Annotated in this window: 9 protein-coding genes; 5 read left to right on the top strand and 4 right to left on the bottom strand. The window is 70.1% G+C overall.

Going from position 1 to position 12,882, the window contains the following annotated elements; translation table 11 throughout:
* Positions 1-58 precede the first annotated feature (58 nt).
* Positions 59-1,279 carry an acetyl-CoA C-acetyltransferase gene (locus I6J71_RS03900; RefSeq protein WP_204093469.1) on the top strand — a complete coding sequence of 407 codons (1,221 nt, stop codon included), beginning with the start codon at positions 59-61 and terminating at the stop codon, positions 1,277-1,279.
* 1,367 nt (positions 1,280-2,646) lie between these two features.
* Here I6J71_RS03900 and I6J71_RS03895 read toward each other — a convergent pair.
* Together I6J71_RS03895 and I6J71_RS03890 are read right to left on the bottom strand one after the other, a co-directional pair.
* Positions 2,647-4,191, bottom strand: coding sequence for a DHA2 family efflux MFS transporter permease subunit (locus I6J71_RS03895; RefSeq protein WP_204093468.1), 1,545 nt, complete (start codon positions 4,189-4,191; stop codon positions 2,647-2,649).
* A gap of 308 nt (positions 4,192-4,499) precedes the next feature.
* On the bottom strand, positions 4,500-5,366 hold the full coding sequence (locus I6J71_RS03890; protein WP_204093467.1) for a Bax inhibitor-1/YccA family protein: 867 nt from the start codon (positions 5,364-5,366) through the stop codon (positions 4,500-4,502).
* A gap of 332 nt (positions 5,367-5,698) precedes the next feature.
* Between I6J71_RS03890 and I6J71_RS03885 the strand changes: the two genes are divergently transcribed.
* The 4 genes from I6J71_RS03885 (at position 5,699) to I6J71_RS03870 (ending at position 11,471) form a co-directional block, all read left to right on the top strand.
* Positions 5,699-7,201, top strand: a complete 1,503-nt coding sequence (locus tag I6J71_RS03885; protein WP_204093466.1) for a collagen binding domain-containing protein — start codon at positions 5,699-5,701, stop codon at positions 7,199-7,201.
* A gap of 17 nt (positions 7,202-7,218) precedes the next feature.
* A complete protein-coding gene (locus I6J71_RS03880) occupies positions 7,219-7,923 on the top strand; it encodes a class F sortase (RefSeq protein ID WP_204093465.1) in 705 nt (234 codons plus the stop codon).
* 327 nt (positions 7,924-8,250) lie between these two features.
* The gene (locus I6J71_RS03875) at positions 8,251-10,242 is read left to right on the top strand and encodes an SDR family oxidoreductase (RefSeq protein ID WP_204093464.1); all 1,992 of its coding nucleotides are present in this window, start codon (positions 8,251-8,253) and stop codon (positions 10,240-10,242) included.
* A 122-nt stretch (positions 10,243-10,364) separates the two neighbouring features.
* Positions 10,365-11,471 (top strand): DivIVA domain-containing protein, encoded by a 1,107-nt coding sequence (locus I6J71_RS03870; RefSeq protein ID WP_204093463.1) that lies wholly within the window; start codon positions 10,365-10,367, stop codon positions 11,469-11,471.
* A gap of 88 nt (positions 11,472-11,559) precedes the next feature.
* Here the strand turns inward: I6J71_RS03870 and I6J71_RS03865 are convergent, their stop codons facing one another.
* Both I6J71_RS03865 and I6J71_RS03860 read right to left on the bottom strand, forming a co-directional pair.
* A complete protein-coding gene (locus I6J71_RS03865) occupies positions 11,560-12,072 on the bottom strand; it encodes a dihydrofolate reductase (RefSeq protein ID WP_239154413.1) in 513 nt (170 codons plus the stop codon).
* The gene (locus I6J71_RS03860; RefSeq protein WP_204093462.1) at positions 12,069-12,866 is read right to left on the bottom strand and encodes a thymidylate synthase; all 798 of its coding nucleotides are present in this window, start codon (positions 12,864-12,866) and stop codon (positions 12,069-12,071) included. The genes I6J71_RS03865 and I6J71_RS03860 overlap by 4 nt, the downstream gene beginning before the upstream one ends.
* Positions 12,867-12,882: the final 16 nt, after the last annotated feature.

Genomic DNA, 12,882 nt, shown 5'->3' with positions numbered 1-12,882 from the left:
AAGCGGCACTATGGTGAGCAACCGCTTAGTGCACACCGACCCGAGGAAGTGTCACGCCATGCCCGAAGCCGTCATCGTCTCCACCGCCCGCTCCCCGATCGGCCGCGCGGCCAAGGGATCGCTGGTCGACATGCGTCCCGACGACCTCACCGTGCAGATGATCCGGGCGGCGCTCGACAAGATTCCCCAGCTCGGCCCCGCCGACATCGACGACCTGATGCTCGGCTGCGGCCTGCCCGGCGGCGAGTCCGGGTTCAACATGGGCCGCGTCGTGGCCGTCGAACTGGGCTACGACCACCTGCCCGGCTGCACGATCACGCGCTACTGCTCCTCCAGCCTCCAGACGACCCGCATGGCGATGCACGCCATCAAGGCGGGTGAAGGCGACGTCTTCATCTCCGCCGGCGTCGAGACCGTGTCGCGCTTCGCGAAGGGCAGCTCGGACTCCTGGCCGGACACACACAACCCGCTGTTCGCCGACGCCGAGGCCCGCACGAAGGCCACCGCCGAATCGGGCACGGACAGCTGGACGGACCCGCGTGCGGACGGCCTGGTCCCCGACGTCTACATCGCCATGGGCCAGACCGCCGAAAACCTGGCGCGGCTCAAGGGCATCACGCGTGAAGAGATGGACGAGTTCGGCGTGCGCTCGCAGAACCTCGCGGAGAAGGCGATCGCCGACGGGTTCTGGGCCAAGGACATCACGCCGGTCACCCTCCCGGACGGCACGGTCGTGTCGAAGGACGACGGCCCGCGCGCGGGCGTGACGCTCGAGGGCGTCGCCGGCCTGAAGCCCGTGTTCCGCCCCGACGGCCGGGTCACGGCCGGCAACTGCTGCCCGCTCAACGACGGCGCCGCCGCCGTCATCGTCATGTCCGACACCAAGGCGCGTGAGCTCGGCCTCACGCCACTGGCGCGCATCGTGTCGACGGGCGTGACGGGCCTGTCGCCGGAGATCATGGGCTACGGCCCGGTCGAGGCGTCGAAGCAGGCGCTGGCCCGCGCGGGAATGTCCATTTCGGACATCGACCTGGTGGAGATCAACGAAGCCTTCGCCGCGCAGGTCATCCCGTCCTACCGCGACCTCGGCGTCGACCTCGACCGCCTCAACGTCAACGGCGGCGCCATCGCCGTCGGCCACCCGTTCGGCATGACGGGCGCCCGCATCACCTCGACGCTCATCAACTCCCTCCAGCACCACGACAAGCAGTTCGGCCTCGAGACCATGTGCGTCGGCGGCGGCCAGGGGATGGCGATGGTTCTGGAGCGGCTTTCCTGAGGTTGCCGCGTTTTGAGGTAGTCGCTGTGGAGAGGGCCGCTCGCGGGGTGTTCGCGGGCGGCTTTATTCGTTGTCGGACTGCAGGTGGCTCGCCGGTCGCGGCCGGCGCAGCCTGGCGGCCAGCACGGGCTTGTCGGCCGGCGGCGACGCGTCGGCTGGCGAGCCGGTGCTCCGGCACCGCCCCGAATCCGCCGCCAGCGGGACGGAGTGGCGAGCTGCCGGCACTGCGAGCCGCCCGAGGAACCACGATCTGTGCCGCGTGAGCTGAACCGCCCGGCGAAGCCGCCAGCCGGTGTCCACGCGGCGCACGCCCCGACCCGCGCGCGAAGGCGGCCGGAGGCGGAATGGTGGCACCGAACCCGTCAACGCGAGGAGGCCACGAAGGCGTGAACTCCCAACGGATTGCAATCAACTCCTCAGTGTGAGCAGTCGTCAGCGGAACGGGGTCGCGTGCGTGCCTCCATCCGCACCTGCCTGCGAGTGCGCCGCGCCGGCATCCCCGAATGCACAACCTGCACGCGGTGGACTCCGCAGGCGCTCGAGGAACGGCGATCCGTGCCGTGTGGGCTGAACGCTCCGGCGAAGCCGCCAGCTGGCGTTCACACGGCGCACGCGCCGGCTCCGCGCGCCAGGTTGCGCCCGGAGGCCGAACGGGCTGAACCGAACCCGTCGACCCGAGGCTGCGGCGAAAGGCCACTCGCGCAACAGAACGACCAGCCCTCCGTCGCGAGCAGCCGTCAGCGGAGCGGAACCGCCGGGGTCGCACGCCCGCCCTTCCGCCGCACCGGCGTGTGCCGCAGGCGCCAGCCGAAGGGCTGACCGAACCCGTCAACGCGACGCGGCCGCGAAGCGCCACTCGCGCAACAGAACGCGAGCAGCCCTCCGCCACGAACAGACATCAGCGAAGTGGAACCGCCGGGATCGAATACATGCCTCCCGCCACACCGGCGTGTGCCGCAGACGGAAGGGTTGACCGAACCCGTCAACGCGACGCGGCCGCGAAGCGCCACTCGCGCAACAGAACGCGAGCAGCCCTCCGCCACGAACAGACATCAGCGAAGCGGAACCGCCGGGATCGAATACATGCCTCCCGCCACACCGGCGTGTGCCGCAGACGGAAGGGTTGACCGAACCCGTCAACGCGACGCGGCCGCGAAGCGCCGCTCGCGCAACAGAACGCGAGCAGCCCTCCGTCACGAACAGACATCAGTGAAGCGGAACCGCCGGGATCGCATACATGCCTCCCGCCGCACCGGCGCGTGCCGCAGGCGCCAGCCGAAGGGTTGACCGAACCCGCCAACGCGACGCGGCCGCGAAGCGCCGCGAGCGCAGCAGTACGCGAGCCGGCCCTCCGTCACGAGCAGCCGTCAGTGGAGCGGAACCGCCGGGGTTGCATGGGTGCCTTCCTCAGCGCCGGTCGGTGGGGTGGGGGGCACGAAGCGCTTCTTGGGCAGGAAGAAAGCCGGCACGAGGCAGAGGGCCAGGATGACCGTGGCCCAGAGGAAGGTCGTCGCGAAGGAGGCGGCGGTGAGGGTGGTCGCGGTGGTGTGCGTGGCGGGGTTGAGGGTGGCGGCGGTGGCGGCCAGCTGGCCCTGGCTCGGCGGGACGCCGAAGCGCGTCGCGAGGAGGGAGGCGAGGATGATCGACATGACGGCGGAGCCGATGGCGCCCGAGGTCTGCTGCAGGATGCTCGTGGCGGTCGACGCCTTGGCCATGTCGGCGGGCTGCAGGGTCTGCAGGGCCGCCGAGGTGATGGGCATCATCGTGCAGCCCATGCCGATGCCCATCACGAACGCCGCCGACAGCAGCAGCGCATACGGCGTGTCCGGGCCGACCTGGGTGAACGGGATCATGCCGAGCACGATCAGGAGCAGGCCGGGCAGGACGATGCGGCGGGGGGCGATCTTGTCGGCCAGCCGGCCGGTGAACGGCATGACGACCATCGCGCCGAAGCCCTGCGGCGCGAGCAGGAGCCCCGCGTGCAGGGCGGTTTCGCCGCGCACCAGCACGAAGTACGTGGGCAGCAGGAGCATCGCGCCGAAGAAGCCGATGCAGAACACCGACAGCGTGATCATCGAAACCGAGAACGGCCGGTTCCTGAACAGGCTCAGGTCCATCAGCGGGTCCGGCACCCGCAGCGCCCGCAGCACGAACCCGACCAGCAGCAGGATGCCCGCGAGCCCCGGCAGCCAGACCTCGGCCGCGGTGATCGTGCCCGTCGACGGGAACCGCGAGACGCCGAAGATCAGCGCCGCCAGCCCCGGCGACACCATCAGCAGCCCGAGGAAGTCGAATCGGCCCGCAGGTTGAGGCTTGTCCTTCGGCAGCAGCCGCAGTCCGAGCAGGAACGCGATCACGCCGATCGGCACGTTGATGTAGAAGATCCACCGCCAGCTCACGGCGTCGACGAGCCACCCGCCGAGGATCGGCCCGCAGATCGGGCCCAGCAGCATCGGCACGCCGAGCACGGACATCACGCGCCCGATGCGTTGCGGCCCGGCCGTGCGCGTCAGGATCGTCATGCCCGCCGGCATCAGCATGCCGCCGCCGAGGCCCTGCAGCACGCGGAAGACGATGAGCGTCTCGACGCTCCACGACAGCCCCGCCAGCATCGAGCCGACCAGGAACGTGCCGATCGCCAGCAGGTACAGGCGTTTCGTGCCGAACCGGTCCGCCGCCCAGCCCGTGATCGGGATGACCGTGGCGAGCGCCAGCATGTAGCCGGTGACGACCCACTGGATCGTGTCGAGCGAGGTCGAGAACTGCAGCGTGAGCTTCTGCAGCGCCACGTTGACGACCGTGGTGTCCAGGATCGCCATGATGGCGCCGAGCACCACCACCGACGCGACCTTCAGCACTCCCCGGTCGAGTTTGTCGTCGAGCCCGGTCGCCGGGCTCGGTTGTGCGGACATGCGGAACCCATCCCCATCTGCCAGGTAACGGAAGCCGCGCAAGCCCGGCTCCCGGGTCCCCCTTGCGCGACGTCGTCGAGAGTAGATGAGGGGTCCGACAAAAAGCGAACGGTTTCGCCCGCGCAAAGAACAGGCGAATTTTCGCGTCCCGCCGAAGATTCCGGTGACTGTCCCACCTGCGACGAGGCACCAGCAATTCGTACGGTGCGTACGCACTCCGTCGCGCGAAGCAGAGCATTCCCGGAGCGCACACGGAAAAGGCGCCCCGTGGATTCACGGAGCGCCTTCTCGGGAATCCCGCGCGAACGTCAGTCGCGCAGGTACGACAACAGCCGCAGGATCTCGAGGTACAGCCACACCAGCGTGGTCATGAGGCCGAAAGCCGCGTACCACGCCCACTTGGCCGGCATGCCCGAACGGATCATGCGGTCGGCCTGGTCGAAGTCGAGCAGGAAGCTGAACGCGGCGATGCCGATGACCACGAGGCTGAAGATGATCGCGATCGGGCCGCCGTCGCGCAGTGGGTTGAAGCCGAAGAACAACGCGGTGAGCAGGTTGACCAGCATCAGGACCACGACACCGCCGACGGCGCCGACGATCCACTTGGTCAGCTTCGGCGTGACCTTCACGGCGCCGGTCTTGTAGACCACCAGCATCGCGATGAACACACCCGCGGTGCCGATCAGCGCCTGCAGCGCGATGCCCGGGTAGATGAGCTCGAACAACCCACTCAGCGCACCCAGGAAAACACCCTCGGCGGCCGAGTACACAAGCGTGAGCGGACCGTTCGCCTTCTGCCCGAAGATGATCACCAGCGAGATGACGAGACCCACGATCAGCCCGCCGAACAGCGCGCCGAGGAGCGGCCCGCTCATGCCGGTGACCCGCCCGAGGCCGTCGACGAGCAGCTGGGACTGGGCCCAGATCGCCGTGAGGACACCGAAGAGCAGCGCGGTGCCCAACGAGAGACCGGTCTTGACGACGACGTCGTCGACCGTCATCGGGCGGTCGCCGGAACCGGCGGCCATCCGGCCCGGCGCGTAACCGGGCACGCCACCCTGGCCCTGGGCGTACCCGTAGGGCTGCTGGTCGAAGCCGACGTTCGGCCCGTACTGCCCCTGGGCGGCCGAGCCGCGGGGCAGGTTGCGGAACGCCGGGTTGCTACTGGAACGCACCTGATCCTCCTGGATCTGCTGGCACCTTGCATCGGGTTCAACGACCGCCCGGGCCTGCTGGTTCCCGTTCGAGGACGTCGAGTAAAGAACACTTTACCCAAGCATTCGATCAGGTGACCCGACCCGCACCGGGTTACACCGTATGCGACCGAGATCACGACCGTTCACCGCAGGTCACCCGATGGCCCCTAGACAATCTCAGTGATCACCCGCGAACCTTCACTACGCGTGTTCGGGAAGTGACCGAAGGCGTGTCGGGGAGTTGTTCGATCGTGTGACCTGCGGCGACGTAGAGGCGTCGGAGCAAGGCACGTTGAAGGAGTCAACACACCATGGGGTTGTCTTCACGCCCGCGCGCTCGCCTGCGCTCTGCTGCCGGCCTGATCGCTGCCACGCTGGTCGGCGCACTCTCCATCACCGCAGTCGGAACGACACCCGCGAGCGCCGCGACCCAGGAGGGCGTCGGACTCGAGATCAAGCCGGGCCAGTCCGTCGAGGGCAAGCCGGCGAGCCGCAACTGGCTGGGGTCGTACCTCGTCGGCGGCAAGCAGGTGTTCTGCGTCAGCTTCCAGTTGAAGGCACCGGACACCAGCGAGAAGTACAAGCCCGGCGACGAGCTGCTCACGAAGTGGGGCGAGAAGATCCCCGCCGACCACGCGGCGAACATCTCGTACCTGCTGCTGCGCTACGGCGACACCAAGGACGCGAACGTCGCGGCCGCGCTCGCGCACCTGCTGCACTCGTGGACCGCGGCCCCGCGCCCCGGCCACGACGACCTCGACCCGAACCTGTCCAAGGCGGAGATCGGCTACGACGCCGACTTCCACCTCAAGGCGCTCAAGGCCAAGTCGCAGGCCGCCTACGACGACGTCGCGAAGCTGACCGCCGACGCCGAAACCAACCGCGGCCCGTGGACCGCGTCGGTGACGCCGCCGAAGGGCGACCAGCACCTCGGCACGGCGGCGACCTGGACGATCACGGTCAAGAACGCCAAGGGCACCGGTGTGCCCGACGTGCCCGTGAAGATCGACGCTGCCGACGCGACGCTCGCCGCTGACTCCGAACCCGCAGATGCCGGGCAGGCCGCGGACGCGACGAGCGGCAGCGCGGCCGGCCAGGCCGCGCAGACCGAGACCACGCTGAAGACCGGTGCCGACGGCACGATCTCGGTGAAGCTCACGCCGACCGGCGACCAGCCGAAGCTCTCGACGTCGCTCTCCGCGCCGGCCGACCGGCCGTACGTGCAGAACCCGGTGAACACCGGCATCCAGAACGTGGTTTCCACCGGCGGGGAGAAAACGCTGACCGCACAGGGCGTCGCGGCCGTCGCGAAGCCGGGCGAGGTCCAGGTGACCAAGAAGGACGCGAAGACCGGCAAGGGCATCGGCGGCGCCGCGCTGCGGATCACCGGCGCGGACAAGAAGACCGCCGCCACCGGGCAGGACGGCAAGCCGCTCACCGGTCCCGACGGACAACCCGTGGTGGTCACGACCAGTGGCGACACCGGCGGGGTGACCGTCGGCAACCTGCTCGCGCCGCAGGATGTCTGCGTCGTCGAGGTGAACGCGCCGCCGGGTTACGAGAACGCGTTCGACCCGAAAAACCCGCCCTCGGTGTGCGGTTCACTGAAGCCGGGCGGCACACTGGCGCTCTCACTGGTCAACACGCCGAACGAAGTACCGCACGCGATCCCCGCCGGCGACCAGCCCGTGGCGATGGCGAAGGGCGCCGTGGACACGAGCTACTCGACGCCGGGGCTGCTCGGCCTCGCCGCGCTCGCGCTCCTCGGTTCGGCTCTGGTCGGGTTCGCCGCGCGCCGGGCGTCCCGGAGGTAGGCGAGAGCGGTACGGGTATGGCAAGCAAGAGCCGGTTGCTCACCGGTTTCGTCCTCGGCGCGGCGAGCGTCCTCGGAGTGGAACTCGCCGCCGTCGTGATCAGCGCACCCCCGACGGCGGTGGTGGCCGGCACCGCGCAGCCGGCCGCCGCCGCCCTCGGCGTGGTGCCTTCTCCTTCGCCCACGCCAGCGTCGTCGGCTCCCCCGCCGGTGTCGACGGCGCCGTCGTCGACACCCACGGCATCGCCGCCCGCCGCGCCGGTGGAGCACAAGCAACCCGGGCCGCAGAAACCGGGCACGATCCGGCTGCCGGGCGGCGGGACGGCCGCGATGGTGCGCCAGGGCCTCGGCCCGGGCAACACGCTGCCGGTGCCCTCGGACATCGGCCAGGCCGCCTGGTGGGGCGCCGCCCTCGACGCGGTGAGCGGCGCGAGCGTCTTCGCCGGGCACGTGAACTGGAAGGGCGCAACGGGGCCGTTCGCCGAGCTGTGGAACGAGCGCATCGGCGGTGAGGTGACCATAGTGGACAGTGCGGGCAAGACGTCGAAGTACCGGGTCTCGCAGCTGGTCACCGTGCACAAGGACGATCTCCCCGGCCGTGCCGACGACTTGTTCGGACAGGCCGGGCCGCACCGCGTGGTGCTGGTGACCTGCGGCGGCCGCTGGATCGGCGGGACCGACGGGTACGAGGAGAACCGGGTCGTGATCGCGGACCCGGTCTGATCCAGCTCGGTGACGCGGAGCCCCGGCGGGATTCCTGCCGGGGCTCTGCCTTTTCGTGCCGGTAGACCGGGCACCGGCGGGCACTGTTGCGGCACCCCGCACTGGCGCGGGTGGGCCATTCGTGCCGCCGCCCGCACGGCGTGAACGGCCCGTTCGTACCACGCACCGGGACTCGGGCCTCCGCAGAAACCGCTCTCGACCTGCGGGGCCCCCGTGCGGTTCACAAGTTACTAACGAGTAACATCACGCAGGCACGCTGTGGTCAGCACGGCGTCCATACAGCAGAATGCGCAAGGGTCCAGCGGCGAACGGCGGAGGGTGATTCGGATGGCGACGTTCTTGGTGACGGGGGCGACCGGCTTGATCGGGCGCCAGTTCACCCGGCAGCTGCTCACGCGGCCGGACGCGGACCGCGTCGCCCTCGTGGTGCGCGCGGGCTCGCGCGAGAAGCTGGCCGAATTGGTCGACGGCTGGCCCCACGCGGAGCGCGTGACGCTCGTGACCGGGGACCTCGGCGAGCCCCTGCTCGGCGTGTCCGAGCAGGACCGCACCGACCTGCGTGGAGTGGACCACGTGGTGCACCTGGCCGCGCTCTACGACCTCACCGCCGACGACGAGGCGAGCATCAAGGCCAATGTGGACGGTACGCAGCACGTCGTGGACCTCGCCGCGGACCTGCGCGCCGGCTGCCTGCACCACGTGTCGTCCGTGGCCGTGGCGGGTGATCACGAGGGCCTGTTCACCGAGGACATGTTCGACGTCGGCCAGCGGCTGATCACGCCGTACCACCGCACGAAGTTCGAAGCCGAGAAGCTGGTGCGCGAGCAGCACGAGGTGCCGTGGCGCGTGTACCGGCCCGCCGTGGTCGTCGGCGACTCCGAGACCGGCGAGATGGACAAGGTCGACGGGCCGTACTACCTGTTCCCCGCCATCAGCAGGCTCGCCGGGCTGCCCGATCTGCCGCTCGTCGGGCCGGACCTCGGCGACACCAACGTGGTGCCGGTCGACTACGTCGCCAAGGCGCTGCTGAAGCTCGTGACCACCCCCGGCGTCGACGGCCGCGCCTTCCACCTCGTGAACCCCGAGCCCCAGCCGGTGGTGTCGGTGTACAACGCCTTCGCGCGGGCAGCGGGCGCGCCGACGATCACCGTGCAACTGGGCGAGGGCGTGTCGAAGCGGATCGTCGGGCTGGCGAAGCTCAGCGAGCACATCCCGGGCTTCACGATCGCGAGGGACGCGGTGCTCGAGCGCCTCGGCATCCCGCCGGTGCTGCTGGAGACGATGGCGTTCCCGTCGGTGTTCGCGTCGGCCGAGACGCGCAAGGCGCTGGCGGGCACCGGCGTCGAGGTGCCGCGGCTCGACGACTACGCGGCGACGCTGTGGCGCTACTGGCGTGAGCACCTCGACCCGTTCCGCGCGCGCAAGCACGGCCCGCGCGGCGAGCTGGACGGGCGGCGCGTGATCATCACCGGTGCGTCGTCGGGCATCGGGCGCGCGACGGCGCTGAAGGTCGCGGCCGCGGGCGGCGTGCCGCTGCTGGTGGCCCGGCGCCAGCACGAGCTGGAAGAGGTGCGCGACGAGATCATCGCGGCGGGCGGCACCGCGTCCGTCTACCCCGCGGACCTGACCGACGAGGACTCGGTGCACAAGGCCGTCGACGCGATGCTCGCGGAGCACGGCCGGATCGACATGCTCGTGAACAACGCGGGCCGCTCGATCCGCCGGTCGATCAAGCTGTCGTACGAGCGCATGCACGACTACGAGCGCGCCATGGCCATCAACTACTTCGGCGCGGTGCGGCTGATCCTCGCGGTCCTTCCGCACATGTCGGAGCGGAAGTTCGGCCACATCGTGAACGTGTCGTCGATCGGCGTGCAGGGCATCGCGCCGCGCTTCTCCGCGTACGCCGCGTCGAAGGCCGCGCTCGACTACTTCTCGCGCATCGCCGCGACGGAGACGCACGGCGACGGGATCACGTTCACCACGATCCACATGCCGCTCGTGCGCACGCCCATGATCCGGCCGACGAAGATCTACGACGCGTTCCCCACGAAGTCGCCGGAGCAGGCGGCCGACATGGTGATGAAGGCACTGATCGAACGGCCGAAGCACATCGGCACCCCGGCGGGGCAGGCGATCGGCCTCACCTACGCGCTGGCGCCGGGCCTCACCGATGCGATCGCGTACCAGGGCTTCCGGATCTTCCCCGACTCGACGGCGGCCGGCGGCTCGGGCCGGCTCAAGATCGGCCGCGGGGAGATGCACCTGTCGCGCGCGGCGATGGCGCTCGCCCGGCTGTCGCGCGGGTTCCACTGGTAGTCACGGAGCGTCGGAGCGGGTGAGGCCGTTCAGGCGACGATCACCAGGATGCGCTCGACACGTGGCGGTGAATCACCACTCCTGACGCCGACGACACAATGTGCGCGGGTACGGTCGGGCCTATGGTTCCCGAGCGAGACAACGGCCTCCTGCCTCTCCGGCGCGAATACACCCAGGCGTGGCACGGCTTCGACCGGACCGAGGTGCGGCAGTACCTCGATCACGTCGAGGCGCAGCTGCGCCGGCTGATCAGCGATCGCGACTCGGCGGCGACCCAGGTCGCGACGCTGCAGCGCGAGCTCGAGACCGCGCGCGGCGAAGTGGCCAAACTCCAGGACCGCGTCGACGAGCTGATGAAGCCACCGGAACGGCTCGAGGACCTGGACGAGCGGATGCAGCGCACCGTCCAGCTCGCGAACGCGCGGGCCGAAGAGGTCACGAAGCGCGCACAGGTCGCGGCGGAGAAGCACTGGGCTTCGTCGACCGAGGCGTCGACGAAGCTGCGGGAGCGTTACCAGCGGCTCGTGGAGGAGCTGGACAAGCAGGCCGAGGCGCTGCACTCCGAGCACGAGGCCGCGCTCAAGGAGACGCGCGCCGAGGTGCAGCGGCTCACCGTCGAGGCGGCCCAGCGCCGGGAACTCCTCGACAACGAAGCCGAGCGCAAGCGCCGCAAGATCGAGCGCGACTTCGACGCGAAGATCACCGCGGAGCGCACCGCGCACGAGAAGCTGATCGCCGATCAGCGCACGGCCAGCAAGCAGCAGGCCGAGCGCCGCATCGCCGAAGCGACGGCGGAAGCCAAGCGCCGCCTCGACGAAGCCACGACGGAAGCCAAGCGCCGCCTCGACGAGGCCACCACGCAGGCCGCCCAGCGCACCACCGCCGCGACGCGCAAGGTCGAGCGCCTCGCCGAGATCCGCGAGCAGGCCCGCAAGAACCTCGCGATGGCCGACGAGGTCCTCAGCCGCAGCGAAGGCCTCCTCGCCGCGCTGCCCGCGGAGTCCGTGATCCCGTCGGCGTCGAAGCTCGTCGGTGGCGACGAGCCGGCCCCTGCTGCCGCCGCCACGCCGAAGCCGAAGCCCGAAGTCGTCTCGGTCGACTCACCCACCACGCCCGCTTCCCCGACGGTCAAGCCCAAGCCGGCTCCGGCGAACGGCAACGCGGACCCCAAGGCCGAGAACGGCACTCCGCAGCCGGTGTCCCAGTCGGCGGGCAAGCCCCGCTCCTGACCGGGGTTCCCAGACGCAGGAAGGCCGCTTTCGCGTTGCCGGGGAAGCGGCCTTCGCCGCGCCGCAGCCACCGTGCCGGCGAGACTTTTCAGCCCCAGCGCAAGAAGCGGTAGTGCAAGCCAGTCGACGACTCCAGCCACTCCCCGACGGAATCGGGTGGGCGGCCGACGTCCGGAGCGTGGGTGTCGCCGTCGAAGGGGGTGCGAAGTTCGGTGACGACGATGCGGTCGGCGAACGGCACCGCGGCTTCGTAAACCGCCGCGCCGCCGATGATCCAGACGTCGGCGGAGCAGGCGCCGAGGGCCGAATCCAGGTCGGTGAAGGTCTCCACGCCGGGCTGGGGTGTGCTGGACAGCACCAGGTTCCGGCGGCCGGGCAGGGGCCGGAAGCGCGGCGGAAGCGACTCCCACGTGCGACGGCCCATGAGCACCGTCGCGCCCGCGGTCAGGGTGCGGAAGTGCTTCAGGTCTTCCGGCAGGTGCCACGGCAGGGCGCCGTCGCGGCCGATGACTCCGTTCGACGACTGCGCCCAGACCAGCCCGACGATCCGGCCGTCAGCGCCGTCGGCACGCTGCGCGCCCGAGAGCGGAGCGGCGGTCACACCGCCACCGGGGCCTTGATGCCGGGGTGCGGGTCGTAGCCGTCCACCGAGATGTCGTCGTATGTGTAGCCGAACAGCGAGTCCGCGGGCTTCAGCCGCAGCGTCGGGAACGGGCGAGCTTCGCGGGCGAGCTGTGTGCGCACCTGCTCTTCGTGGTTGTCGTAGATGTGGCAGTCGCCGCCGGTCCACACGAAGTCGCCGACGCCGAGGCCGACCTGGTCGGCGATCATGTGCGTGAGCAGCGCGTAGCTGGCGATGTTGAACGGCACCCCGAGGAACAGGTCCGCACTGCGCTGGTACAGCTGGCAGGAAAGCTTGCCCTCGGCGACGTAGAACTGGAAGAACGCGTGGCACGGCGGCAGCGCCATGCGCGGGATGTCCGCGACGTTCCACGCCGACACGATGATCCGCCGCGAGTCGGGGTTCTCGCGCAGCGTGCGCAGCACCTCGCTGATCTGGTCGACGTGCCCACCGTCGGGCGTCGGCCACGACCGCCACTGCACGCCGTAGACCGGGCCGAGCTCACCGTCGGAGGAGGCCCACTCGTCCCAGATCGTGACGCCGTTCTCCTGCAGCCACGACACGTTCGAATCGCCGCGCAGGAACCACAGCAGCTCGAACGCGATCGAGCGGAAGTGGACCTTCTTCGTCGTGATCAGCGGGAACCCGTCGGACAACCGGTAGCGCAGCTGGTGCCCGAAGATCGACCGCGTGCCCGTGCCCGTGCGGTCCGCCTTGCGCGCGCCCGTTTCGAGCACGAGGCGGAGCAGGTCTTCGTACTGGGTGTCCGGCATGTCCGCGAGCCTAGAC

The organism is Amycolatopsis sp. FDAARGOS 1241 (assembly GCF_016889705.1).
Classification (GTDB): Bacteria; Actinomycetota; Actinomycetes; order Mycobacteriales; family Pseudonocardiaceae; genus Amycolatopsis.
The sequence above is the reverse complement of the archived record's forward strand: the minus strand, read 5'-3'. Positions and strand labels throughout refer to the sequence as shown.

Coding starts and splice junctions, on each gene's coding strand:
- I6J71_RS03880 (WP_204093465.1), top strand. CDS start 7,219: ATGGCAAGCAAGAGCCGGTTGCTCACCGGTTTCGTCCTCGGCGCGGCG.
- I6J71_RS03900 (WP_204093469.1), top strand. CDS start 59: ATGCCCGAAGCCGTCATCGTCTCCACCGCCCGCTCCCCGATCGGCCGC.
- I6J71_RS03860 (WP_204093462.1), bottom strand. CDS start 12,866: ATGCCGGACACCCAGTACGAAGACCTGCTCCGCCTCGTGCTCGAAACG.
- I6J71_RS03870 (WP_204093463.1), top strand. CDS start 10,365: ATGGTTCCCGAGCGAGACAACGGCCTCCTGCCTCTCCGGCGCGAATAC.
- I6J71_RS03895 (WP_204093468.1), bottom strand. CDS start 4,191: ATGTCCGCACAACCGAGCCCGGCGACCGGGCTCGACGACAAACTCGAC.
- I6J71_RS03885 (WP_204093466.1), top strand. CDS start 5,699: ATGGGGTTGTCTTCACGCCCGCGCGCTCGCCTGCGCTCTGCTGCCGGC.
- I6J71_RS03875 (WP_204093464.1), top strand. CDS start 8,251: ATGGCGACGTTCTTGGTGACGGGGGCGACCGGCTTGATCGGGCGCCAG.